The organism is Pseudoalteromonas sp. NJ631 (genome assembly GCF_000276645.1).
Classification (GTDB): domain Bacteria; phylum Pseudomonadota; class Gammaproteobacteria; order Enterobacterales; family Alteromonadaceae; genus Pseudoalteromonas; species Pseudoalteromonas piscicida.
Map to the genome: position 1 here is coordinate 96,316 of NZ_AKXJ01000003.1, position 24,173 is coordinate 120,488.

Genomic DNA, 24,173 nt, shown 5'->3' on the forward strand with positions numbered 1-24,173 from the left:
AGCAAAGGCCAACGGCGTATAAAGCTATGCGAGAGATTTGCCCAAAATCGTCAAGCTATAGTGATTACCATCCATGACCGCGACATTAGGTAATTCTCCCCACTTTTTATAACCGTGTTTTTCAAACAAGCGGATACTGGGGAGATTATGAGAAAAAATAAAGCCAAGTAACGTCGTAATAAACAGAGTTGGCGCTTGCTGCTCTGCAAAATCCATGAGTTTACTACCTAACCCTTGGCCTTGTGCCGCTTTTGCAAGATAGATACTCACCTCAGCCGTACCATCGTAGGCTGGACGTCCATAAAAGCTGCTAAAGCTTATCCATGCAACCACCTCATCCGTCTGCTCTACCACATAAATTGGGCGATTTTGCGTATGTGCGGCGAACCAACTTTGCTTTTGTGCTACGCTTACGGGCTCCGTATCCGCTGTGACTTGGCGGCTCGGTATCGTTTCGTTGTAAATGGCAACAATGGCGCAAAGGTCATGCGGTTTAGCGAGTCTAATATTCATGAAAGCTGATCAAGGTAACGAATATTTTCGTATCATAAGAGATAACATAAATAAAAGGAAAGCACTGATGATAAAAAGTCTTTCGATTCTGAGCTTAGCGCTTGGTTTCCTAATCTCGAGTAACGCGTATGCAAAGACATCCAGCTGTGATGATTTTACCAATGTTGAGCTGCGAAAACTGCGTTCTGATGACTCACTTAATCTATGTGAATTTAAAGACAAGCCGCTTCTCATTGTAAATACAGCCAGCAACTGTGGATTTACCGGACAGTTTGAAGGGCTTGAGCAACTACATCAAAAATATCAAGATAAAGGTCTTGTTGTTCTTGGCTTTCCCTCTGATGACTTTTTCCAAGAAGAAGACGACGAAAAGGAAACTGCAAAAGTATGCTTTATCAACTACGGTGTAACCTTCAATATGTTTGCGACATCGGAAGTTCGAGGCTCGGATGCCAACCCCATTTTCCAACATTTGAATGAAGTAACAAGTTCTCCAAATTGGAATTTTTACAAATACTTAGTGTCAGCTGATCGGAAGACAATTAAGCGTTTTAACAGTCGCACAAAACCTATGTCTGACGAGCTAACTAGCGAAATTGAAAAACTCTTGCCTAGATAAGCTGATTTTTTAACGTACCTAGATTAGAATAAAGTATGAATAATAAATAATCATCGGAGAAATTATGGCAATCGCTAGTGCAAGACACATCCTAGTAGATAGTGAAGCGCAATGCATGGAGCTCAAAGAACGCATTGCAGCAGGGGAAGATTTCGCAGAAATCGCAAAGCAGTACTCCAATTGCCCGTCGGGCCAAGATGGTGGTGCGCTAGGTGAGTTCGGACCAGGCATGATGGTGCCTGAATTCGATAAAGTGGTTTTTTCAGCCCCAATCAATCAAGTACAAGGGCCAGTGCAAACGCAGTTTGGTTTTCACTTGCTTGAGGTAACCAGTCGTAGCGATTAATTCGCTTGCGAAAAGTTAATCACTTCGCCATCATTCCTTAATACCAACTCGCTACATTTACTGAATGAGCGAAAAGATACTTAGTTGAAGGAATGATGGCATGAAACTTATCGGTTCGAACACCAGTCCATACGCCCGTCGGATTAGAATGTGGGCCGCGGCTAAACAGCTCCCAATGAGCTACCAGCATATAGATATATTTTCTGAAGCAGGCCATGACGAACTTATTCGCCATAATCCTGCCCGTAAAATCCCATTTTTAATAGACGATGCACAACTTATTTGTGATTCAAATCTGATTGTTCGCTATCTCCGTGAAAAACATCAACTTCCATTTCCCAGTTGGGATCAAGAAAATTGGCTGATCCTTATTAATGCCTGTAATGATTCTTTGGTGGAACTGCTACTTAGTAAGCGCTCTGGTTTTGATATTGAACAAGATAAACTATTTTTTAATCTACAGCGGGAACGAATAGGCCATACCCTGCACTATCTCAATGAAGAGTGTGTGACAGAAGAGTTTTTACACTGTGATTATCTCCAAATCAGTTTATACTGCCTTATTGATTGGGTTCTATTTAGAGAACTCGTCGACCTGAGCGATTACACCAACCTAATGGCATTTCATGACCGTTGGCAAAGCCAAGCAATCGCCCAGCAAACTGATCCACGAAATTGAGAACACCTATGATGAATGAAGAAGAAATTGGCTCAGAAGTCAGTGAATTTATTGAGCAAGTAAAAAATACTGAAAGCGTTTGGGCACTTAGCTCTGATGACGGCGGTATGGTTGTAGTTGACTCAAACCAGTTTGATGAGACTGATGTGTTATTGCTGTGGGATAGTGAAGAAAAAGCGCAAGCTCAATGTCGCGACGAGTGGAGTGAATTCTCGCCGATGAGTATTGATGTTGAGAGTTTTCTTGACGAATGGGTACTCGACCTAAAAGAAGATAATGCACTCGTTGGTCTGAACTGGAATGACGACAACGTTTGTGTTGAAATCGAGCCTGTTGGTCTTGCGAGACTACTTGTCGATATCGAATAAAAGCACACCTCACCAAAGTGGCACTCATCCCTTGCGAGTGCCGCTATTCACCCGGCTTTGACACCAAAGCAACTAAAGTCCCTTCAATGGCTCTTACATAAGCTTGCGTCACTCTACCCTTTTGGTTTGGTGGACTTAATGGCTCAGCTCCAGCGGCGACCGCTTTATCATAGCATTCGGGCACATTTTCACAGCTGATGGTAATTTCAAAACCAAGTGCAGGCTGTTTAGGATGGCAACGAATATAGTCTTGCCTAAACTGTGATTGGGCTAACGGGTGGCTGGCAAAGGCGAGTTTCACTTCTCCTGTGTCTAACTCACCATAATCCCCTTCATCAGTCATATCAAAAGTACTCAAGCCAAATGCTTGATAGTAAAAATCCAGCACTTCCTCAACACTTTCTACATAAATCACCGTTTTGGCAAACACCTAAGCCTCACTATCAATAAAACCTAATGTAACTATCTATAACTTAAGCACAAATGTTGGGCAAGGTAAAACAAAGTGAGAGCATTCAGGGGTTAAATATAGTCGGTGGTGGAAACAGAAGTTGGTAGGATAGGTGTGGAACTTATGTTTAGCTCGACACACTAACCAAATGGTGTCGAGCTAAAATTCTCGCAAAAAGCCTTACGACTTATTGCGGTTTTCTTTTGCGAATGCGCGAAGCTTACGCTTTTGCGATAGCGTCATTTTGTTTGAACGACCAGCGTAAGGGTTATCCCCTTCACGGAATTCAATCTTAATCGGCGTACCCATTACGTTAAGCGCTTTACGATAGTAGTTCATCAAATAGCGCTTATAGCTATCTGGCAGTTCGTGCACCATATTACCGTGGATAACAATACGCGGCGGGTTATAACCACCTGCGTGTGCGTACTTAAGCTTCACACGGCGTCCACGAACCAGTGGTGGCTGGTGATCCGCCTGAGCCATATCCATAATACGACGTAACATTGCTGTACTTACTCGCTTAGTCGCTGACTCATAAGCTTCGTCAATCGACTCAAACAAGTGACCAACACCTGTACCATGTAATGCGCTGATAAAGTGCAGACGAGCAAAATCAACAAAGCCCAGTCGTCTGTCTAGCTCAGTTTTGATACGCTCTTTGACATAATCATCAAGACCATCCCATTTGTTTACCGCAATAACCAACGAGCGACCCGCATTTAGCGCAAAACCAAGTAGGCTCAAGTCTTGATCTGAGATCCCCTCGCGCGCGTCTACAACGAGCAATACCACGTTGGCATCTTCAATCGCTTGTAGTGTTTTGATAACCGAGAATTTCTCTACGACATCGCTGACTTTCTTACGCTTACGTACACCGGCGGTGTCGATTAACACGTACTCTCTATCATTGCGCGTCATCGGAATGTAAATTGAGTCACGCGTCGTACCCGGCATATCGTAAACGATAACGCGGTCTTCACCTAAAATACGGTTAGTTAGTGTTGACTTACCTACATTTGGACGCCCGATAATCGCAAGTTTAACAGGTTTGTCTTCAAAACCTGTTTTGCCGTCTTCGGCTTCTTCACCTTCAAGGTAAAGCTCGGCGATATCTTCATCATCATGCTCAAGCTCTTCATCTTGAGCCGTAAGCTCAGCGATAATCGGTTGTAGCGTCAACTCTAATAATTGAGTAACACCACGACCGTGCGCGGCGGCGATCTGTTGAACGTCACCGAGCGCTAGCTGATAAAACTCAGCACAATTGGAGTCAGCATCAATGCCATCCGTTTTATTGGCGACAACAAAGCAGTTTTTCTGTTGTTTACGAAGGTGTTGCGCGATAGCTTGATCAGCAACCGTCATACCTGCGCGTGCATCCACCAAAAATAGCACAATATCCGCTTCTTCAATTGCAAGCAGCGATTGCTCGGCCATTTCAGTTTCAATGCCTTCTTCAGAGCCATCGATACCACCCGTGTCTACCACAATAAACTCGTAGCCTTCATAGTTTGCTTGGCCGTATTTACGGTCGCGAGTCAGACCCGGAAAGTCAGCAACTAACGCGTCACGAGTACGTGTTAAACGATTAAACAGTGTGGATTTACCCACATTAGGTCGCCCAACCAGAGCGATCACAGGAAGCATAGACTACCTCTTTTAAAAACAACAAAAGGCTTCGCAAAAGCGAAGCCCCATAAAATATCTAAAAATTCAGAAAGTTACTGCGGAATTTGAACTGCGCTAAGCTCACCATCACGCGTGTAAACAAACACTTTGCCATCGACCACAATCGGTTCGATAAAAAAGCCTGAACTATCAAACTCGGTACGCGATACTAACTCACCAGAGCTCTTATCCAACCAATGTAAGTTACCTTCCTGATCGCCAACCACTACGTAGTTGCCAGCAACCGTAGGAGCGGTTAAATACCAACCGCGCAAAGCTGGTTGTGTCCAACGTTCAATACCTGAGTTTTTGTCTAGTGCGTACAACACGCCATCGCTATCAACCAAATAAATTACGTCAAGATCAAGTGTGAGGTCTCGGTAACTACTGTACTCACGATCCCACACCACATTACCGCTGCGCACATCAATGGCGACTAGTTTACCATTATAGGCGATAGAATACACATATGCGCCGCTTACTACGGGTTTAGTATCAACATCCACCAAACGTTCAAACTCAGAAGCCCCTTTTGCAATTGCAACATCTGAGCTCCATGCGGTGAAACCGTTTTCAGCGATAAGTGCTGTTAACTTACCACTTTCTTCGCCAACCAATACGCCACCATTCGCGCTGGTCGGAGAGCTTAAACCACGTAATGTCAGCGCAGGGACTTCTTGCTCATAGTGCCAGCGTTCTTCACCTGTATCTGGGTGTAGCGCAACCAGCTTGCCTGAACCTAAGTTAACGTAAAGAAGACCATCGCCTGCAGCTGGCGCAGAAAGCGCTTCACCCGGTACCGACTTACGCCAAACTATTTCGCCGGTTTCACGGTCAAGCGCAAAAACCTGTCCGTGCTCAGAGCCAACATACAGTTTGCCATAAGCTTGTGTGATCCCACCTGACAGCTTCGCACTGTCATTGTCTTCCCATGGCCAAAAGTTCTTATTCTCACGAACATCAACTCGCCACTTTTCTTTACCTGTTTCAGTATCAAACGCTGTCACTATACCTTCACGGGCAGCGGCAAAAACAGTGTTCTGGTAGCTTACAGGAGATAAGCGCGAAAAGTAGTGCTCAACCCCGTCACCAATCCCTTCTTGCCAAACAACAGTGGCGTCGAATTGATTGTTGATCTCAGGGAGTTTTAACTCTTCTTCATCATCACTAGAAGAACAACCAGCGGTGAGTGCTGCAACACATAAAGCCAATGAGGCCATCGTTAACTTCTTCATGGCAACTCCTTAAACCGTTGTCTTTTGTGCAAGATCATCCAGTTTAATTTGCAGCATAGGGTTGCTATTGCCTTCCGCTGCTTCTAATGCCGATTGATAAGCACTACGTGCTTTATCTTTATCGCCTTGAGCAAGGTAAATATCACCTTGGATCTCAGCAAGCTGTGCCTTAAACGCTTCTGGCATAGGCTTAGCTAGTGTTGCAAGTGCTTGTTCGTATTGAGACTGAGACGCTTGTACACGTGCAAGTCTTAATAAAGCCGTTGCTTTTAGTTCAGCGTTGGCAACATTGTCAGCCGCCCAAGTTAGCTTCTCGGCAGCTAGCTTAAGATCATCTTTGTCAATTGCCTCTTTAGCAGCAACGAAAGCCGCTAACACGGCGTAGTTAGAATCTGCATTTGCAGCAACAAAGGCGTCGCTTTTTGCTAGTACATCGTCACTTTCAACAACCTGAGTGTATGCTTCCGATGCCGCTTCTGCGCTATCGATCTGGCTTTGGTTATACGCTTTCCAGCCATACAGACCACCTAAACCAAGCACGGCACCGACCACAATCGTCGTACCATTTTCACGGAAAAATCGTTTTATTGCTTCTGCTTGTTGTTCTTCTGTTGAATAAATTTCCATTCTAACCTCTTAGCTTACCAGCTCTGCTAACAGCGTTTTTACTTCTGCAAGTGGTAAGGTGATTTGTTCTTTCTCTTCACGCAGATACTTCACTGTCACTTTGCCTTCAGCGAGTTCATCTTCGCCTAGCACTAGCGCAATAACAGCATCGCTTTTATCTGCACGTTTAAATTGTTTCTTGAAGTTGCCACCGCCACAATGAACCATCACGCGAAGGCCAGCAATATCATCTCGTAATTGCTGTGCAACCACAGGGGCTTGAATAGCCGCTTTGTCACCCATCGCAACTACATATACGTCAGCATTGCGACGAATATCACCCACACATTCCAGCGTTTGTAGCATCAACACTAAACGCTCGATACCCATAGCAAAACCAACGGCTGGCGTTGCTTTGCCGCCAAGCTGCTCAACCAAGCCATCGTAGCGACCGCCAGCACATACTGTACCTTGAGAACCTAAGCTTGTTGTCACCCACTCAAATACAGTGCGGTTGTAGTAATCTAGGCCTCGTACCAGTTTTTCATTAACTTGGTATTCGACGCCAGCTGCGTCTAAACGTTCACACAAATTAGCAAAATGTTCGCGTGATTCCTGATCTAAGTGTTCAGAAAGCTTAGGTGCATCAACCAGTACAGCTTGCACCTCTGGGTTTTTGCTATCTAACACGCGCAGTGGGTTGCTATACATACGGCGCAAACTGTCTTCGTCAAGCGCTTCTTTGTGTTGCTCCAGATATGCAATCAGAGCATCGCGATATTCAGCACGCGCTTCATTTGACCCCAAAGAATTGAGCTCAAGCTTTACATGGTCTTGAATACCAAATTGCTGCCATAAGCGCGCCGTCATTAGGATCACTTCAGCATCAATATCTGGTGTTGCCATACCAAAAGTTTCAACACCAAATTGATGGAATTGACGGTAACGGCCTTTTTGCGGTCTTTCGTGGCGGAACATTGGCCCCATGTACCAAAGGCGCTGTTCTTGGTTATATAGCAAACCATTTTGATTTCCCGCTCGTACGCACACAGCAGTGCCTTCCGGGCGTAGCGTTAAGCTATCGCCATTGCGGTCATCAAAGGTATACATCTCTTTTTCTACGATATCGGTTACTTCACCGATAGAGCGCTTAAATAGATCGGTCGACTCAACGATTGGAAAACGGATCTCTTGGTAGCCAAATGCCGCTACCGTCTCTCTTAATACCGATTCTACTTTCTGCCAGACTTGCGTGTCACCTGGCAGACAATCATTCATTCCACGGATTGCCTGAAGTTGTTTAGTCACTGAAAACCCTAACTTAAATTTGTCACCAATCGATTTAATGCTGCTTGAGTCTTTGACTAAATGCGCTCAAACAGCCTCATCGCATTGGTTTTATTTCTTTAATGCCATTTATCGTCGTGCAGTTTAGCACGCCGTGAGAAAGCGCGAAAATTCGCTTATCTTAACGATTACGCAGGTGTCAGTCGATGATTTTTACATCGATTTTTTCTTCACTTTCTTTTTTCTCTACATATTCTCGGATCTGAGACTCTAATTGAGCGACGATATCATCATTATCAATCCGTGTTTTCTGGCGCTCGCCATTGATATAAAGACCTGAGCGACGATTTGCGCCAGCAAGGCCCAAGTCACTGACAAGTGCTTCACCAGGACCATTTACCACGCAGCCAATCACAGACACCGAAATTGGTGTGACGATATCTTCTAATCGCTCTTCCAGCTGATTCATTGTATTCACTACATCAAACTCTTGGCGTGAACAACTTGGACAAGCAATAAAATTGATGCCGCGCGAACGAATTCGCAGTGACTTTAGAATATCAAAACCCACTTTGATTTCTTGCACCGGATCAGCCGCAAGTGAAACACGTAATGTATCACCAATCCCTTCAGCAAGTAACATCCCTAGACCAACTGCCGATTTAACCGAACCGGCTCTAAAACCACCTGCTTCGGTGATCCCAAGGTGCAGAGGTTGATCAATTTCTTTTGCCAATAAACGATAAGCGCCAACGGCTAAGAATACGTCGGAAGCTTTTACCGAGACTTTAAACTGATCAAAGTTATGGCGCTGGAGAATTTCGACATGTCGCATCGCAGACTCAAGTAAGGCTTCAGGTGTTGGTTCACCATACTTTTCTTGCAAATCGCGCTCTAGTGAGCCGCCATTCACGCCAATACGAATTGGAATGTTGTGCTCACCCGCCGCATCAATCACTGCACGAATACGGTCTTCACTACCAATATTCCCAGGATTTATCCGCAAACAATCGGCACCGTACTTAGCCACTTGTAATGCAATACGATAATCGAAGTGAATATCCGTGACGAGTGGAATATCCACTTGCTCTTTAATGCTTTTGAATGCTTCAGCTGCATCCATTGTCGGCACAGAAACACGGACAATATCCGCTCCGGCGTCTTGGATAGCTTTAATTTGTGCCACCGTCGCATCAACATCTAGAGTATTGGTGTTCGTCATAGACTGTACAGCTATCGGTGCGCCATCACCAATAGGCACATTACCGACATAGATCCTTGTTGATTTTCTACGCTTTATAGGTGGTTCTGAAAACATGCTGACTACTCTGTTAACGGTAAATTGAATTTAGCTAGACGGTTCTTAGTAAACGCAGGCAATGACACTGGTTTACCGTCAAGCGTGACCTCTACGGCCTGATGCTTGCCGAGTATAACAGAAAAAGGGGCCTTACCTTCAACTGTCATGGTATATCCCGCTTTTTTAACACCAAATGCAACACGTTCTTGTGTTGCGTCAAACATTTCAACCCAACTTTCTTCGTTGAAATGCATGACTACCGTGCTCAATGCTGGGTCTCGTTTTGCCGCTTGTGGTTTCGCTTCAACTGGCACTGAAACCTCCGTTTCGCTCGCTTGCGGCTCACTTTGCGGGACTGCCTCATCATTTTGCTCAGTAGATAATGCTAACTCATCAATCTTTGGTGTTGGGACATTTTCAACTGGCGTTTCAAGCTGAGTAACCGACGTTTCAGGCACCACTTCTTGCTCTGAGCTATTGGTCTGCCAAAACCAAAATGCCGACGACCCCAGTACGATAGCCAGCACAATGTAGCTCACCATCATTAGGCGGTTATCGTGGGCTTCTTTATGAGTACGGCGAGAAAAGCTTTGCATCCGCTTTTTCTGTGGCGGCAACTCCGGAGATTGATATCGAGCCAGTACTTCCGTCGGATTCAACCCCAGTAACGCGGCGTAATTTTTAATATAGCCACGCACAAAGGTTTCAGGCCCTAGGTCTTGATAGTCATCCTGCTCGAGCTTGGTAAGTTGGGCATGGGTCATCTTTAAGCGCGATTCAATTTCAGCAAAGCTGATCCCGGCATTTTGTCTTGCCGTTGCTAAAGTTTGCCCGAGTGAAGGCTGCTCTTGTTCAGGTGCTTCCTGCTCTTTCATTGTTTGGTTCATAAAACGTAATTTGTTGGGTCTACAATTAATAATCCGTGGCCTGCTTGCAGTGCCACATCAGGAGTGAGTTTATTCCATCGCATAATTTCATCGATCAACACACCATATCGATCGGCAATACTGAGCAAAGTATCTCCCGCCGCAATTTCATGCACGACATTGGGATTGTTAAGATACACCTTTTGACCTGCGTACAATCTTGCAGATTCCCGCACTTGATTATATTCCATCAATTCAACCATTTTAATGTCGTATTTGACTGAAATACTAAATAGGTTTTCACCTGCAATCACAGTATGAAAAGGTACCTGAGGAGGCGCAACGTCACGATTTAATAACGGTACACTTGAACTGCTTGATGAGGTAGTCGCTAACACTTGAGGCTCACGTGAGCGAGGACTAAATGTAACTTCCGATGGGTCCGGTTGATAAAACTCAACCCGAGCTTCAGAGTCCGAGCTAACGTTCACTAAAGACGTACTTTTTACCACTTCAGGTTTTGCCGAAGGCGCAAAATTATTGGCCTCAACGGGTGAATCAACGGTGAATGATTGCGTTGAATTCGGTTGCGTTTTCTTACGTTTAATTTTAATTTTTGGATTCGCTACAATATGACTAGGCGACGCCTCGGCAAGCTTATTTAACTGCGCTTCTCGGTAGCGATTGCGCAACCGTTCAAATTCACTTGCAGCGATATTATTCGTTAAGATGAGCCCTGCTTGAGCAGATTTAGGGTAGCTTTGCACCAAAGTCGTGGCGATGTCTTGCGCCTTCTGTAAGTGCCCCATTTGCATATGTACTAAGTGCCCAAGCATTAAGCTTCTTGGTGAAATAAATCCACGCTTGGCAACATTATCAAGTACATCTTCTGCTCTTAAGAAATCACTGCGAGCATAGTATAGGCCCGCGAGCGCAAGTTGCGACGACATCTGCTGAGCGTTATGCTTAATCGCGTTTTGCAGATACTCCTCGGCTAGGGAATACTCATTTTGTTTCAGCGCACACAGCGCCAAGTTTTCATAGCTTGCCGATACCCGCAAATAACTTGGTACCTCTATCGCTTTGAAAAAATATTGGCTCGCTTTGTCATACTGACCAACGCGGCAAAGAAAAGTGCCATAGTTATTTAGCGTGTCGGGGTTATCTGGCTCAATATCCAAAGCCGCCTGATAGGCATTATCAGCACGTTGTTGCTCACCCACCTGCTCGTAATAATACGCCAACGTATAATGGGCTTCGGCCAGTTTTGGCGCTAGTTGTAATGCCCGCTCTAAATTAAATTTGGCTGAGGTAGTGTTACCTGAATTGAGATATTGAAGTGCCAGTGCAATACGAGTTCTTGCGGCATTGGTGTTATTGACTTGTTGTTCGGCCACAGGACGCCCGTCGGAGCGATAACTACTCTCCGTCACACAACCTGACAGAACTAAACTCGCGCCTGCGAGAATGGATGCAGCCAATCCTGTTTTGCGATAATTTCGCGATTGCATCACTCACCTTTGAATGCCACTGGGTTCTATGTGTGCCCTATATTACCCAAAAGGCTAAGAGATTCATCTATTTTTTACCAGATAGTCAGAACTTATCTGTGGTCAAGATGAAATGAGCTGGGTAAACCCAGCTCATGAATATTATTGTGCGCTCACATTGACAGCAATGGCGTTGTCGTCACGCTGCTTTTTCTTAGCTAAACGTTTGGTTCTGTCTACAACATCACCCACTAGCTGTCCACATGCAGCGTCAATGTCATCGCCACGGGTGCGACGAACAATACACGTCAGTCCTGCAGCTTGTAACACCTTAGAAAATCTATCGATGCGGCTGTTGCTAGAGCGGCCATATTCATTACCCGGGAACGGGTTAAATGGGATTAAGTTAATTTTTGACGGCGTGCCTTTGAGTACTTCGACTAATTCATGGGCATGATCTGTACTGTCATTAACGTCTTGTAGCATCACGTACTCAATGGTGACGTCTTTATTTGCTTTAGAACCATCGATATAGCGACGACATGCTGCAAGGAACTCTTCAATCGGATACTTTTTGTTGATTGGTACAAGCACATCACGTAGTGGATTGTTTGGTGCATGTAGCGAAATCGCCAGTGCCACGTCAATCTTTTCTTTCAAGATATCAAGCGCAGGTACCACTCCCGATGTACTTAGCGTAACGCGGCGCTTGGATAAACCAAATGCCCAATCGTCCATCATCAGTTCCATCGCTGGTACAACGTTATTTAGGTTTAACAGAGGCTCACCCATCCCCATCATAACGATGTTAGTAATTGGGCGTTTAGTGCTATCGCCCTTATGCAGACCAATGTCGGTTGCCACGCGCCAAACCTGACCAATGATCTCTGACACTTTTAAGTTACGGTTAAAGCCCTGCTGCGCCGTTGAGCAGAAAGTACATTCCAAAGCACAACCAACCTGAGAAGACACACACAGTGTTGCTCGGTCTTTTTCTGGGATCCACACAGTTTCAACTTCTTGGCCGCCTTCAAGTACTAGTGCGTACTTAATGGTACCATCAGAAGCCACCTGCTTTACTGAAATTTCAGGTGCTTTAATCTCACACTCAGCCTGCAACCGCGCACGCAACTTTTTGTTCAAATTGCTCATGTCATCAAAGTTGTCGATACCAAAATGATAAATCCATTTCATCACCTGATCCGCGCGAAACGGCTTTTCGCCATATGATGCAAACAACTCGCGCATCCCCTCGCGATTTAAATCAAGTAAGTTAATTTTTTTCTCAATAGTGGTCATGAACAACCTCGGTTAAAGACGGTAAGAACAGCTAAATTGCCAACAACGCATTGTACAAAAAAGCAGCAAGCATCACAAATAATGTAACGTGTTTTGTGAAGTAGTGTGATTACTTTACAAAGCACGCTTATCCCGCAACTTAGCTACGGGACAAAAAAAGGGCTCGAAAGCCCTTCTTTGGCACCAAGTCTCGAATTAACGAGTACGTGGGCAGATTTCTTCTTCAGCGAAGAAGTAAGCGATTTCGCGAGCAGCAGACTCAGGCGCGTCAGAACCGTGTACTGCGTTCTCGTCGATGCTGTCTGCGTAGTCAGCACGTAGTGTACCAGCTAGCGCTTCAGCAGGGTTAGTAGCACCCATGATTTCGCGGTTTTTACGAACTGCGTCTTCACCTTCAAGCACCTGAACCATTACTGGACCAGAAGTCATGAAAGAAACTAATGCACCAAAGAAAGGACGCTCTTTGTGCTCTGCGTAGAAACCTTCAGCTTTCTCTTGAGAAAGGTGAACCATTTTTGATGCAACGATTTTAAGACCAGCAGACTCAAAACGGTTGTAGATAGCACCGATGTGGTTTTTAGCTACAGCATCAGGCTTGATGATTGAAAAAGTGCGCTCTAAAGCCATCTTTTTTGCTCCAAAATATTATTGTGAATATTAACGGGCGCGAATTATACGTGTTTTGGTAGAAAAAACCTACTATCTCGCGCCGCTTTCTTTGCGAAGAAACGAAAGTTTGGTGAATTATTTGTCGATTAAATACGCAGAATTGCCAGCAGAAGCCTTAATAGCAAGGTCACTTGCCCTTCCTTGCACAATGTCAAAAAACCTGATCTACATCAAAATTACTTACTTAGCTTTCTTCTATACTGCGCCGCTTTTTAGAATCAGCACGCGAAATCACTCAACAGCTGACCCGTAATTAGGGCCTGTTTATCTTTCAAGTTTGTTTTTACAGCAGTTTGATTGGTATTTATACAAGGCAGAGCCTGCGTAGCATAGTTGTTCTATGTGAATCAGGCGAGAACACAGTAGAAATGCCAATCAAGCGCTGCCCTTTGGGTTCTCCTGAGTGCGCTTTGTTCATTGTTGCTCAACTTTTGCCTAGATTACTAGGCGGCAAGTCGAGCGTCGCGACCAAAACACACTCAGGAGAACAAAAATCAAACAACAAAGGTCAACAGGCCCTAGTTCAATGTATGAGGTAAACCATGTTTGTACCAGAACTTCTCTCTCCTGCCGGCAGTTTAAAGAATATGCGTTACGCTTTTGCGTACGGTGCCGACGCTGTTTACGCCGGACAACCAAGATACAGTCTGCGCGTACGTAATAACGAATTTGACCTAAACAACCTCGAAGTCGGTATTAATGAAGCCCACCAGCAAAACAAAAAGCTCTATGTCGTATCAAATATTGCGCCGCACAACGGCAAAGTGAAAACTTACTTACGTGATATTGAGCCTGTTATCGAGATGAAGCCAGATGCGCTTATCATGTCCGATCCTGGGCTAATTATGCTGGTGCGCGATAAGTGGCCAGACATGCCAATTCACCTATCCGTACAAGCGAATGCTGTTAACTATGCGGCGGTGCAATTTTGGGCCAAACAAGGGGTTGAGCGCGTTATTCTTTCTCGCGAGTTGTCGCTACAAGAAATAGAAGAAATTCGTACATTGTGCCCAAATACTGAGCTTGAAGTGTTCGTTCATGGCGCCTTATGCATGGCTTATTCTGGTCGCTGTTTATTGTCGGGTTATATCAACAAGCGTGATCCAAACCAAGGCACTTGTACCAATGCCTGCCGCTGGAGCTACGATGTCAAACCGGGTCAAGAAAACGAAACTGGCGATGTTGTCCATAAGGTCGATCCAAAAGCAATTATTCCAACCTTAGGGGAAGGTCAACCCACCGACGAAGTGTTTATGCTCGAAGAGCAAGGTCGCCCAGGTGAATACATGCCAGCATTTGAGGATGAGCATGGTACTTACATCATGAATTCCAAAGATTTACGTGCTGTCCAGTATGTTGATCAACTGACCCGCATGGGCGTGCACAGCCTTAAGATCGAAGGCCGAACCAAGTCATTCTATTATGTTGCTCGCACCGCACAAGTTTACCGTAAAGCCATTGATGATGCCGTTGCGGGTAAACCATTTGACCCAAGCCTAATGAAAACCCTAGAAAACCTAGCCCACCGCGGATATACCGAGGGCTTCTTGAAACGTCATGTACATCAAGACTATCAAAATTACGACTACGGTCATTCGGTGTCTGACCAACAGCAGTTTGTTGGTGAAGTGCTAGGTCGCACTAATAATGGTCTCGTTGAGATTGAGGTTAAAAACAAGTTCTGTACTGGTCACAGCTTGGAATTGATGACGCCTAAGGGCAATATTCACTTTAATCTGGAACACATGGAAAATAAAAAAGGTGAAGCGATAGATGACGCCAAGGGCTCTGGTCATATCGTCAAAATTCCACTGCCAGAAGACATAGACTTAAGTCACGCCATTTTAATGCGCAATTTGGGCCAAAGTGAGGACACTCGTAATCCTTTTAAAAAGGCATAACGATGGCACTACTTATTAATGATAAATGTATTAACTGTGATATGTGCGACCCTGAGTGTCCTAATCAAGCCATTTACATGGGCGATAAAATTTATCAAATTGACCCTGACAAATGCACTGAATGCGTCGGCCATTACGACACACCAACTTGTGTGAGTGTCTGTCCCATTGATTGCATCAAACCAGATCCAAACCACAAAGAAAGCCTTGATCAGTTAGCCGAAAAGTACCTTCGACTCACCGAATAATAAGGTGAAGCTGCGCGCTTCACCTTATTAACCTCTCAACAAGCCTCTTCCCTACCTCGCGATAAAGATTTCCAAACCTGAGGTTAGGATAAGGAATGATCTAACCCTTTGTTTTTAAAATCACATTAAATGATTTTCTTATCTAGCCAGAGAGTTTTGGGGATAACTCCGCTCTCGCGTCCTGCTACCGCCCTGGTACCTACATCCTGTAGGCAAGGCGAATTTACGTACCAATAGCTGGCTATTGATAGTGAATTCAACACAGTTAGCGCTAAAACTGGCTGCTAGAAAGGCATTAATTATCCGAAGTTCAGGTTTCTTACGCCTCTTGTCGAAATTTCAAATAGATATACTACAGTTAAAGCAGAGCATTAGGACTTTTAAAGCGTATTTTACTATCGCAGCTTGAGTGCGCTTTTACCGTCTTAACGGCGGATGTTTTTATATGAATCGGCTTTACGTTGAGGTAAGGAAATAACATGGATTTGAACTCATTTGAGTCATTTTTTAATAGCGCGTACATGCCGCATGGTCATTGCTATTTGTGGCAACCTCACCTGCTATGGACCAATGTTATCTCCGATATCTTGATAGCCGCCGCCTACTTTTCTATTCCCATGGCGATTATGGTTTATGCAAAACAACGTCCTGACGTTGGTAGAAATTGGGTCTTTGTGTTGTTCTGTAGCTTCATCACCTTATGTGGACTCACGCACTTAATTGGCGTTTATACCGTTTGGCATGGCGCTTATGGTATTCATGGCATTTCAAAAGCAGTCACGGCATTTATCTCAATGGTAACAGCAGTTTATCTTTTTAGACTGATCCCAAGCGCCGTCGCAATCCCAACCCCCAATCAATTCCATGGCGTGACCGCAAGGCTCAAACGTATTACCGATGAAAAGCAGGCACTTCATTCGCAACTCGACCAACACAGAGTCACCGAGTTTATGCTCGATGCCTTACCCACCAGTACCTTGCTGCTTGACCAGCTACTCACCGTGAGTAAGTGCAATCCTTATTTTTATCGCGAGCTTGGGTACGACACGCCAGATGCGTTAATTGGACTGAGATTACACGATATCGTCAGTTTGGATGATCCGTTCGACAGCTTAGAGTCCATTAGCCAATCTCTACTCAACCAAAACGATTACAGTAAAGAAGCACTGTGCCATGTGAAAGACAAATTTGGCAATCAAATCCCGATGGAGATGCGCTTAGTACAAGAACCCCATGACGGTGCTAATCTCATTTTAGCGGTGTTTAATAACCTTTCGTCACTTAAACGCACAGAGCAAGCACTCGCGGAGTCCACCGAACAAATGAAGCGTGCAATCGGGGCAACCGAAGATGGCATTTGGGAGTGGAACGTTGTCGACAACAGCGTCAGCTATTCATCTCGTTTAAAAACCATGATAGGTAAACGCGACGACGAAAAAGTCACCTATGACGACTGGTTTGCACATATCCACCCAGACCATCAGGGCAAAGTGCAAGATGCCATAGACCATCACTTTGCCACCAAAGATCAATATTTTGTAGAGTACTTAGGGCGAGACAACAAAGGAGAATACGCGTGGTTTTCCGCCGTTGGCAACAGCCAATTTGACGACCAAGGTAGAGCTGTGGTGATGTCTGGGGCACTAAGAAATATCCATCAGAAAAAATCTCTTGAGCTGCAAATCGCGGAAAAAAACAAAATTCTCAATGCCATCTACGAAGGCGCAAGTCAGGCTATTTGGCTATTAAAGGTAGAAGAAAACCAAACATTTCGAGTGCTTGAGTACAATAAGTTTGCCTGTCAACGCACAGGCGTAAAACTCGACCAAATACTAGGTAAAACCCTCCATGAACTCAGAGGTACAGCGTTAGAGGCTGAGCTAGTAGATAGGATTGAAAAAAACTACCAACTTTGTGTTGAGATTGCAAAACCCGTAGATTATACCGAAATGGTCCCCTTCAAAAATAAAGAATATTGGTACCAAACGACTCTTTATCCACTTAAAGACGGTAAAAACCAAGTCGAGCGAATAGTCGGTATCGCTGTTGATATTACGGCGCGAAAGTTCGCAGAAAAAGAACTGGAAGACAACCAGCGCTTTTTACAGCGAATGATAGACTCAGCGGTATGCGGCCTTTATCTCTACGACTTAAAACTCCACAAGAATACCCGGATAAACAAGCGTTATACTCAACTCCTTGGCTATACAATTCAAGAATTAGAAAGCACAAATTTAGAGCTGTGTTTTCATGAAAGTGAACACGCACTCGTTTACGAGCATATTGATGAAGTGAGAGCTAGCCAAGATGGTGAGCTTATCCCAATAAAGTATCGCTTTAGACACAAAGAGGGGCATTGGGTTTGGTGCTACTCTGTCGATACCGTGATCACTCGAGATCACAATGGCGAGCCAGAGTTGATGCTGGGTACTTTTGTCGATATGACCGAGCACACCGAATTGCTATTACAGCTGCAAGAATCTAACGCACACCTTGAGCACTTTGCCTATATTGCTTCTCATGATTTGCAAGAGCCACTCAGAAAAATCACCGCTTTTTCAGACAGTTTGGCGCAAAGAATTACGCCAGATTTAAAAGACTACGACGATGCAAAGTTTGAAATAGAACGCTTGGTAGATGCCAGTCAACGAATGCGGATCATGATCCAAGACCTACTCAAGCTATCACGCTTGCATTCCCATGAGTTGAAGCTACAAACAACCAATCTCACTTTATTGTTAGAAGATATCTGTGAAGTGATGAGCTTTAGTATCGAGGAAAGCGGCGCAGAAATTAAGCTAGAGAATGGTGATTTACCTATCGAACTTGATCCCTCTCTTTTTCTTCAAGTGCTGCAAAACTTAATCAGTAACAGCATTAAGTTTAAGTCACCAGAGGTTACGCCCGTAATCCAAATTTACGCCAGCCAAACCGGCCATGAAACGGTGATCCATTACAAAGACAATGGACTTGGGATCCCAAAATCTCGACGTCAGCAAATCTTTGAACCGTTCAGGCGTTTTGGCACCACACAAGAGTATGGCAGTGGTATTGGACTTGCGCTGTGCCGACAAATAGTAAAACTACATGGCGGCACAATAAAATGCCTGCAAAGTGATGATGGCGCTTTATTTGAAATCATACTGCCAAAAGAAGTTAAGGAGTAATAATGGAACTGTTATTAGTTGAAGATGATCCAGATGATGTTTACTTTTTTAAAAGAGCATACAGCAGTATTACCAATGCACCACAGCTCAAAATTTTTTCTGACGGTCATGAGCTGCTGCATTACCTAGATTCTATCGCAACCTACGACCAAGTTATTTTGCTGGATTTAAATATGCCAAAAATGAGTGGCTTTGAAGTCATGGAAGCTTTAAAAAATGAACAAGTTGCCGATAAATTAATAACGGTATGCTATACCACCTCCACTCACCACAGTGACATTCGTAAAGCATATCAATTGGGTGCTAAGTCATATATTACCAAGCCAGGACGCTTGAGTGATTTAGAGTCGTTGATCAAATTAATCAAGCAGTATTGGTTTGACAATAACTGTGTCGTGCAAGGGTAACTATGAATACATGGCTGATTTATCTACTTGAAGATAACGATGAAGATGCTTACTTAGTAAAGCGCACACTTGCAAGTACTGATGGTAGACAAAAGTTTAACGTTAAACACTTCAAAAATTTAGAGCAACTTGAAACCGCCTTAAACACAGTTAAGCCAGAAGCCATCCTTATTGATTTGAACATCGATGAGAGCCAAGGTCTTACCACGCTAATTAAAGTAAAACAATTGCCCATTAGCGCCCCAATAATTGTGCTAACTGGGGTATCTGAAACGCTGTTTGGCGAAAAAGCCATTCAACTTGGTGCGCAAGATTATATCCCAAAACACGAAGTGAGCGGCCCACTGCTAGCACGTACAATAACCTTCTCAAAAGAACGCTACGAAATGCAGCGGAATCTAGAGAACCTGGTGGTGATGGATAGGCTCACTATGCTACATAACCGTGGCGCATTTGATAGCGAACTAGAAAGAGCAATTAGTGAATCAGAGCGATATGGTCATGGTTTCGGTGTGTTGTTTATTGATCTCGACAACTTTAAACCAGTCAATGATCAGCTTGGTCATCAAGCGGGCGATCAATTATTAAAAATACTGTCGGCAAAACTTAAAATGTATAAACGTGCCTCGGACTTTGTCGCACGCTATGGTGGTGATGAATTCGTGGTTATCGCCCCTCACCTAACCGAAAAAAATCAGTTACGGAAACTTGCTCAGCATAAGTATGACTTGCTCAGTGATAATTACTGTCTCCAAGATGAAAGCGCAAATATCCGCGAAGTAAAGCTGGACTTAAGCATTGGCGCTGTGATTTATCCAACTGACGCAACATCAGCCGAAGAGTTAGTTGCTAAAGCAGATAAAGCCATGTACCACGCTAAGACAAATCAATTACCGTATGCGTTGTACTCAGATGCGGGACTCTCAACAAAGCAGGAATAGCGGATACTATTCAACTCTATCGTGCAAGTATTGCCTATCAGACTTTCGCCTAACATGTTTGCGCCTTTCAACGAAAGGCAAAACATTACTTCGTTGTATTCGACGCTCTCCACCTTGCCTTTCTTCAAGCAACTCTTCTAGTTGAGACAGAGTAATTTGCCTTTTCATAGCAACCTCCACACCACATTACTTTCTTTTCTATAGTCGCTTTTACACTAAACCCCAATTTATCGGATAAGAAACATATGATCCACATCAATAAAAACCACATTTTAAACTTTTATTTTACAAAATAATCACAATTTAGTATAACTTAATTGAACAAAAAACAAACAAAAAGGATACAACATGAAACGCCACTATCTATCAGCGTGTTTAGTCGCGCTCCTCTCACATCAGGCAACAGCTGCTGGTCAACATGACTCAGTAGCTATGCCTGAATTTACTGCTGAACACATCAGTGCCTTACCTGTTTCAAGTATAATGGCAGTAAACCCTGAACGGTTTCTTTTCAGCAATGCTTTACAGCAAGTTGATTGGCAGCAAGTGCTTGATAGCACGGCACCGCATTTAAGTGATAAGCTCGAAGTGATCTTGCACTATGCAGGATATGCCAGTATCAACCCTAAGTTATTGCTGGCACTAATGGAGCTTGAGTCAGGTGTGGTAAGCAATCCTGATAAACACTCTCTCTCAGCACCGTTTGGTAAACTTTCTCATGAACAAGGGTTTGATGCGCAAGTAAAAGATGTAGCGCTTAATCTAAGTGCGAGATACTACGCATTCCAAAAACTTCGTGATGAAGGCAAAGCCAAAAAGTTACCAGCGGTAAACGAAGCAACTGTCGCACTTGCTGATCTGACACACGCATCGGCAGATGCCCTATTCAATACATACGAAGCGTTATTTAACGGCGAGTCGTTGGCATTAAAAGCGGACAACAGCATCGCTTTTAGTGAGCAGGCGTCAACACAAGCAGTATCAGCTGCTAGCTTTAGCATGAGCTTCCCATGGCCATCCGGTTACGCTTGGTATAGCGGTGGTGCACACTCAAATACCGGTTCTGGTTACCCTTACTCATCGCTTGATTTTAATAACGGCTCAGGTGGCTGGGGAAGTAATACACCTTGGGTTCAAGCAGCGCATGGCGGCACAGTGACTCGTTACTCAGCTTGTAATATTCGCGTGACTCACTCAAGCGGTTATTCAACTCAGTATTATCATATGGAAAGTTTGCAATATAACACTGGTGATGTCATTTCTGCAGGCGCTTGGCTTGGCCGTTATGCGGATGATAAAGCAACGGCATTGTGCCAAGGAGGCCAATCAACCGGCCCTCACGTTCACTTTTCGCTACTGTACAACGGTGGGCATATTTCGCTGCATAACTGGTACATCAGCGGCTATCGTATAGATGTGGGTAACTCCAACTATGACGATAACTGTAATCGCTTCTTCTTTGAGAAGAACGGCTATCGTACTTGTGCATGGCGTGCATTGTACAAGTAAACAACCTTAGCTTACACAAGCATGGTATTAGGCTCAGCTTTTTAGCTGGAGCCTAATAAATAACTTAAATTTTTTGTAAAACAAATGTATATTAAATTTAATCTGGAATAAAAAAGGATTTAATACTTCTATGTTTGCAAAGGAATATTCCAACAACTCGCTAGCATGGCAAGATCGAGCATTTTTTATTCTGACTCATGCTCGAGCCAATACCAGCTCCACCAATTATACTGTGCTTATCAAAGTGCTAGAGACGTTAGGACATACGGTAAAAGTCGACACTCGGCTACCTGAAGTTACACAACGTGAAAAGGTTGCGTTGTTTTTGGTAGATACCGAGCATCGAGATTGCAATGAACTTATCAGTGCTGAAGTAAAGCTATTGGCGGCTAAACACAAAGTACTGCTCTTTAATGCCAATGAAGACAGCGTTAATGAAAAAACGGCGCTACTTGGCAATGTGAAAGGCATACTCTATCACAATGCTCCGCCAGAGACGTTATTTCAAGGATTAAGCAGTGTGCTCAAAGGCGAGCTTTGGTTTTGTCGCAGCGCCATCTCAGAGGCATTTAGCGAACTGATTGCCGCGATGCCACAAGCATTGCCTAACAGCGACATTATCTTAAGTAATGAAGAGTTAAATATGCTTACCGGCAGAGAAAAGTCTGTGATCAAGCTTATTGCTGCTGGTGCTAAAAACGAAGATATCGCTGATAGACTAAACATCAGTAGTCACACAGTTAAAACGCATATCTACAGCGCATTTAAAAAAACCAATTCGCGCAACCGAGTTGAACTTGCTAATTGGGCGCTACGCCATATACCAATAGTGAGTTTGAATTAAGAGCTGTGTAAAGACACACAATAAAACTGAGATGAGAGAGAAGTAAATAACCTGAGGTTTGGATAAGGAATGTTCCAACTCATTGTTGCTAAAGCACAACTTAGTTTTCTCCTTGTCTAGCCAGAGAGTTTTAGGGAAAACAAGGCGAATTTACGCACCAATAGCTGGCTATTGGAAGTGAATTCAACGCAGTTAGCGCTAAAACTGGCTGCTAGAAAGGCATTAATTATCCGCAGCTCAGGTTAAATAGATGGCTAGCATGGTACTAGCCATCAGCAGAAAATCGTAGGTCTTACCCTTACGCTACACCGTAGCTATCACGGTATGCTTTAACTGCATCCAAGTGCGCATCCATACCGCCTTGTTGCTCAAGGTATGTGATCAGATCAGCCAATTTCACGATAGACACCACTTGAGTATTAAAGTCGCGCTCAACTTCCTGAATAGCAGAAAGCTCAGCTTTGCCTTTTTCTTGGCGATCTAATGCGATTAATACGCCAGCAAGATCAGCACCATTGGCAGCAATAATTTCCATCGACTCACGAATAGCAGTACCCGCTGTGATCACATCATCAACAAGCATAATACGACCTTCAAGCGCCGAACCTACTAAGTTACCGCCTTCACCGTGCTCTTTCTTTTCTTTACGATTAAAGCAGTAAGGCACATCTTTATTGTGATGATCGGCAAGTGCAACGGCAGTCGTTGTCGCAATAGGAATACCTTTGTACGCTGGGCCAAACAACACATCAAACTCAATGCCAGCATCTTCTAATGCCGAAGCATAGAAACGACCTAAACGCGCCAAATCACGACCTGTGTTAAACAAGCCTGCATTGAAAAAATAAGGGCTAGTACGACCAGACTTTAACGTAAACTCACCAAACTTAAGCACCTGCTTTTCTAAGGCAAATTCAATAAACTCTTTTTGATACGGTTTCATGTTTTTCCTACTGAGTGTTGATTACGCTAACGCTTGCTTTTGTAGATCAATGATTTCACGAATTGAGTGTTTCGCAAGACCAAGTAACTCATCTAGCTCGTCGAACGAGAACGGTTCGCCTTCAGCTGTCCCTTGTACTTCAATTAGCTTGCCAGTTTCAGTCATGATCACATTCATGTCTGTCTCAGCTTCTGAATCCTCAAGATACTCAAGATCGGTAATTGGCTGACCTTTATAAACCCCAACCGAGATTGCCGCTATCATAAATTTTAACGGGTTTACATTGATCATGCCTTTGGCACGCATGTGCGTTAGTGCATCTACCAATGCCACACAAGCACCGCTAATTGATGCCGTACGTGTACCACCGTCCGCTTGAATAACATCACAGTCGATAGTAATGGTGTTCTCACCTAACGCTTTTAAATCAACTGCGGCACGTAATGCGCGCGCGATTAAGCGCTGAATTTCCATGGTACGGCCGCCTTGTTTGCCACGTGCCGCTTCACGGTTGTTACGCGTATGTGTAGAGCGCGGAAGCATACCGTATTCTGCGGTGATCCAGCCCTTGCCTTGACCTTTCATAAAGCGTGGCACACCCGCTTCTACAGAAGCCGTACATAACACTTTTGTGTTACCAAACTCTACCATTACTGAGCCTTCAGCGTGCATTGTATAGTTACGAGTAAATGTAACCGGCCTGATCTGATTTGCAGTTCTTTCGCTTGGACGCATCCACGTTCCCCCATCATCAAAATTTGCCGTACATTATAAAGGGATCATAGAGACTATGCCACGCGATCCGACTAAAAAT

Annotated in this window: 25 protein-coding genes; 11 read left to right on the top strand and 14 right to left on the bottom strand. The window is 44.2% G+C overall.

What is annotated here, in order from left to right; all coding sequences use genetic code 11:
• Nucleotides 1-24: 24 nt before the first annotated feature.
• On the bottom strand, nt 25-513 hold the full coding sequence (locus A587_RS0107290) for a GNAT family N-acetyltransferase (protein ID WP_017217042.1): 489 nt from the start codon (nt 511-513) through the stop codon (nt 25-27).
• Between the two features lie 67 nt (nt 514-580).
• Here A587_RS0107290 and A587_RS0107295 point away from each other — a divergent pair, with 67 nt between their 5' ends.
• The 4 genes from A587_RS0107295 (at nt 581) to A587_RS0107310 (ending at nt 2,525) form a co-directional block, all read left to right on the top strand.
• Complete coding sequence (locus A587_RS0107295; protein ID WP_026000907.1) at nt 581-1,132, top strand: glutathione peroxidase; 552 nt, start codon at nt 581-583, stop codon at nt 1,130-1,132.
• A gap of 64 nt (nt 1,133-1,196) precedes the next feature.
• Nucleotides 1,197-1,478, top strand: a complete 282-nt coding sequence (locus tag A587_RS0107300) for a peptidylprolyl isomerase (RefSeq protein WP_010377362.1) — start codon at nt 1,197-1,199, stop codon at nt 1,476-1,478.
• 100 nt (nt 1,479-1,578) lie between these two features.
• Nucleotides 1,579-2,157, top strand: coding sequence for a glutathione S-transferase family protein (locus A587_RS0107305; RefSeq protein ID WP_017217044.1), 579 nt, complete (start codon nt 1,579-1,581; stop codon nt 2,155-2,157).
• An 11-nt stretch (nt 2,158-2,168) separates the two neighbouring features.
• The gene (locus A587_RS0107310; RefSeq protein WP_026000908.1) at nt 2,169-2,525 is read left to right on the top strand and encodes a DUF2750 domain-containing protein; all 357 of its coding nucleotides are present in this window, start codon (nt 2,169-2,171) and stop codon (nt 2,523-2,525) included.
• A gap of 43 nt (nt 2,526-2,568) precedes the next feature.
• On the opposite strand, the gene A587_RS0107315 is transcribed toward A587_RS0107310, so the two are convergent.
• The 10 genes from A587_RS0107315 to ndk all read right to left on the bottom strand — a co-directional run bounded on the left by A587_RS0107315 (nt 2,569) and on the right by ndk (nt 13,357).
• Nucleotides 2,569-2,955, bottom strand: coding sequence for a VOC family protein (locus A587_RS0107315; RefSeq protein WP_017217046.1), 387 nt, complete (start codon nt 2,953-2,955; stop codon nt 2,569-2,571).
• 201 nt (nt 2,956-3,156) lie between these two features.
• Entirely contained in the window at nt 3,157-4,626 is a 1,470-nt protein-coding gene (der, locus tag A587_RS0107320; protein WP_017217047.1) for a ribosome biogenesis GTPase Der, read from the bottom strand.
• A gap of 74 nt (nt 4,627-4,700) precedes the next feature.
• Nucleotides 4,701-5,882, bottom strand: coding sequence for an outer membrane protein assembly factor BamB (bamB, locus tag A587_RS0107325; RefSeq protein ID WP_017217048.1), 1,182 nt, complete (start codon nt 5,880-5,882; stop codon nt 4,701-4,703).
• Between the two features lie 9 nt (nt 5,883-5,891).
• Nucleotides 5,892-6,509, bottom strand: a complete 618-nt coding sequence (locus A587_RS0107330; protein ID WP_010605666.1) for a YfgM family protein — start codon at nt 6,507-6,509, stop codon at nt 5,892-5,894.
• A gap of 9 nt (nt 6,510-6,518) precedes the next feature.
• The gene (gene hisS / locus A587_RS0107335) at nt 6,519-7,796 is read right to left on the bottom strand and encodes a histidine--tRNA ligase (RefSeq protein WP_010377348.1); all 1,278 of its coding nucleotides are present in this window, start codon (nt 7,794-7,796) and stop codon (nt 6,519-6,521) included.
• Between the two features lie 178 nt (nt 7,797-7,974).
• A complete protein-coding gene (gene ispG / locus A587_RS0107340) occupies nt 7,975-9,093 on the bottom strand; it encodes a flavodoxin-dependent (E)-4-hydroxy-3-methylbut-2-enyl-diphosphate synthase (protein ID WP_017217050.1) in 1,119 nt (372 codons plus the stop codon).
• A gap of 5 nt (nt 9,094-9,098) precedes the next feature.
• Complete coding sequence (locus A587_RS0107345) at nt 9,099-9,950, bottom strand: RodZ domain-containing protein (protein WP_232288029.1); 852 nt, start codon at nt 9,948-9,950, stop codon at nt 9,099-9,101.
• Between the two features lie 8 nt (nt 9,951-9,958).
• On the bottom strand, nt 9,959-11,452 hold the full coding sequence (gene pilW, locus A587_RS0107350) for a type IV pilus biogenesis/stability protein PilW (protein WP_017217052.1): 1,494 nt from the start codon (nt 11,450-11,452) through the stop codon (nt 9,959-9,961).
• A gap of 141 nt (nt 11,453-11,593) precedes the next feature.
• Nucleotides 11,594-12,730, bottom strand: coding sequence for a bifunctional tRNA (adenosine(37)-C2)-methyltransferase TrmG/ribosomal RNA large subunit methyltransferase RlmN (locus tag A587_RS0107355; RefSeq protein WP_017217053.1), 1,137 nt, complete (start codon nt 12,728-12,730; stop codon nt 11,594-11,596).
• Nucleotides 12,731-12,925: 195 nt separating this feature from the next.
• Nucleotides 12,926-13,357, bottom strand: coding sequence for a nucleoside-diphosphate kinase (ndk, locus tag A587_RS0107360; RefSeq protein WP_010377338.1), 432 nt, complete (start codon nt 13,355-13,357; stop codon nt 12,926-12,928).
• A 584-nt stretch (nt 13,358-13,941) separates the two neighbouring features.
• Between ndk and trhP the strand changes: the two genes are divergently transcribed.
• The 5 genes from trhP (at nt 13,942) to A587_RS0107385 (ending at nt 20,063) form a co-directional block, all read left to right on the top strand.
• Entirely contained in the window at nt 13,942-15,300 is a 1,359-nt protein-coding gene (gene trhP / locus A587_RS0107365; protein ID WP_017217054.1) for a prephenate-dependent tRNA uridine(34) hydroxylase TrhP, read from the top strand.
• Nucleotides 15,301-15,302: 2 nt separating this feature from the next.
• Nucleotides 15,303-15,548, top strand: coding sequence for a YfhL family 4Fe-4S dicluster ferredoxin (locus A587_RS0107370; protein WP_010377334.1), 246 nt, complete (start codon nt 15,303-15,305; stop codon nt 15,546-15,548).
• Nucleotides 15,549-16,027: 479 nt separating this feature from the next.
• A complete protein-coding gene (locus A587_RS0107375; protein WP_017217055.1) occupies nt 16,028-18,715 on the top strand; it encodes a PAS domain S-box protein in 2,688 nt (895 codons plus the stop codon).
• A gap of 2 nt (nt 18,716-18,717) precedes the next feature.
• A complete protein-coding gene (locus tag A587_RS0107380; RefSeq protein ID WP_017217056.1) occupies nt 18,718-19,122 on the top strand; it encodes a response regulator in 405 nt (134 codons plus the stop codon).
• A 2-nt stretch (nt 19,123-19,124) separates the two neighbouring features.
• Nucleotides 19,125-20,063, top strand: coding sequence for a GGDEF domain-containing protein (locus A587_RS0107385; RefSeq protein ID WP_017217057.1), 939 nt, complete (start codon nt 19,125-19,127; stop codon nt 20,061-20,063).
• 6 nt (nt 20,064-20,069) lie between these two features.
• Here the strand turns inward: A587_RS0107385 and A587_RS25140 are convergent, their stop codons facing one another.
• A complete protein-coding gene (locus A587_RS25140) occupies nt 20,070-20,231 on the bottom strand; it encodes a hypothetical protein (RefSeq protein WP_017217058.1) in 162 nt (53 codons plus the stop codon).
• Between the two features lie 180 nt (nt 20,232-20,411).
• Here A587_RS25140 and A587_RS0107395 point away from each other — a divergent pair, with 180 nt between their 5' ends.
• Both A587_RS0107395 and A587_RS0107400 read left to right on the top strand, forming a co-directional pair.
• Entirely contained in the window at nt 20,412-21,572 is a 1,161-nt protein-coding gene (locus tag A587_RS0107395) for a M23 family metallopeptidase (protein WP_017217059.1), read from the top strand.
• Between the two features lie 130 nt (nt 21,573-21,702).
• On the top strand, nt 21,703-22,416 hold the full coding sequence (locus tag A587_RS0107400) for a response regulator transcription factor (protein WP_017217060.1): 714 nt from the start codon (nt 21,703-21,705) through the stop codon (nt 22,414-22,416).
• 298 nt (nt 22,417-22,714) lie between these two features.
• Here A587_RS0107400 and pyrE read toward each other — a convergent pair whose 3' ends face one another.
• Nucleotides 22,715-23,359, bottom strand: coding sequence for an orotate phosphoribosyltransferase (gene pyrE, locus A587_RS0107405; protein ID WP_017217061.1), 645 nt, complete (start codon nt 23,357-23,359; stop codon nt 22,715-22,717).
• Between the two features lie 21 nt (nt 23,360-23,380).
• Nucleotides 23,381-24,094 carry a ribonuclease PH gene (gene rph / locus A587_RS0107410; protein ID WP_010377321.1) on the bottom strand — a complete coding sequence of 238 codons (714 nt, stop codon included), beginning with the start codon at nt 24,092-24,094 and terminating at the stop codon, nt 23,381-23,383.
• Between the last annotated feature and the right edge of the window lie 79 nt (nt 24,095-24,173).

Coding starts and splice junctions, on each gene's coding strand:
- A587_RS0107290 (WP_017217042.1), bottom strand. CDS start 513: ATGAATATTAGACTCGCTAAACCGCATGACCTTTGCGCCATTGTTGCC.
- A587_RS0107295 (WP_026000907.1), top strand. CDS start 581: ATGATAAAAAGTCTTTCGATTCTGAGCTTAGCGCTTGGTTTCCTAATC.
- A587_RS0107300 (WP_010377362.1), top strand. CDS start 1,197: ATGGCAATCGCTAGTGCAAGACACATCCTAGTAGATAGTGAAGCGCAA.
- A587_RS0107305 (WP_017217044.1), top strand. CDS start 1,579: ATGAAACTTATCGGTTCGAACACCAGTCCATACGCCCGTCGGATTAGA.
- A587_RS0107310 (WP_026000908.1), top strand. CDS start 2,169: ATGAATGAAGAAGAAATTGGCTCAGAAGTCAGTGAATTTATTGAGCAA.
- der (WP_017217047.1), bottom strand. CDS start 4,626: ATGCTTCCTGTGATCGCTCTGGTTGGGCGACCTAATGTGGGTAAATCC.
- bamB (WP_017217048.1), bottom strand. CDS start 5,882: ATGAAGAAGTTAACGATGGCCTCATTGGCTTTATGTGTTGCAGCACTC.
- A587_RS0107330 (WP_010605666.1), bottom strand. CDS start 6,509: ATGGAAATTTATTCAACAGAAGAACAACAAGCAGAAGCAATAAAACGA.
- ispG (WP_017217050.1), bottom strand. CDS start 9,093: ATGTTTTCAGAACCACCTATAAAGCGTAGAAAATCAACAAGGATCTAT.
- A587_RS0107345 (WP_232288029.1), bottom strand. CDS start 9,950: ATGAAAGAGCAGGAAGCACCTGAACAAGAGCAGCCTTCACTCGGGCAA.
- pilW (WP_017217052.1), bottom strand. CDS start 11,452: ATGCAATCGCGAAATTATCGCAAAACAGGATTGGCTGCATCCATTCTC.
- A587_RS0107355 (WP_017217053.1), bottom strand. CDS start 12,730: ATGACCACTATTGAGAAAAAAATTAACTTACTTGATTTAAATCGCGAG.
- ndk (WP_010377338.1), bottom strand. CDS start 13,357: ATGGCTTTAGAGCGCACTTTTTCAATCATCAAGCCTGATGCTGTAGCT.
- trhP (WP_017217054.1), top strand. CDS start 13,942: ATGTTTGTACCAGAACTTCTCTCTCCTGCCGGCAGTTTAAAGAATATG.
- A587_RS0107370 (WP_010377334.1), top strand. CDS start 15,303: ATGGCACTACTTATTAATGATAAATGTATTAACTGTGATATGTGCGAC.
- A587_RS0107375 (WP_017217055.1), top strand. CDS start 16,028: ATGGATTTGAACTCATTTGAGTCATTTTTTAATAGCGCGTACATGCCG.
- A587_RS0107380 (WP_017217056.1), top strand. CDS start 18,718: ATGGAACTGTTATTAGTTGAAGATGATCCAGATGATGTTTACTTTTTT.
- A587_RS0107385 (WP_017217057.1), top strand. CDS start 19,125: ATGAATACATGGCTGATTTATCTACTTGAAGATAACGATGAAGATGCT.
- A587_RS25140 (WP_017217058.1), bottom strand. CDS start 20,231: ATGAAAAGGCAAATTACTCTGTCTCAACTAGAAGAGTTGCTTGAAGAA.
- A587_RS0107395 (WP_017217059.1), top strand. CDS start 20,412: ATGAAACGCCACTATCTATCAGCGTGTTTAGTCGCGCTCCTCTCACAT.
- A587_RS0107400 (WP_017217060.1), top strand. CDS start 21,703: ATGTTTGCAAAGGAATATTCCAACAACTCGCTAGCATGGCAAGATCGA.
- pyrE (WP_017217061.1), bottom strand. CDS start 23,359: ATGAAACCGTATCAAAAAGAGTTTATTGAATTTGCCTTAGAAAAGCAG.
- rph (WP_010377321.1), bottom strand. CDS start 24,094: ATGCGTCCAAGCGAAAGAACTGCAAATCAGATCAGGCCGGTTACATTT.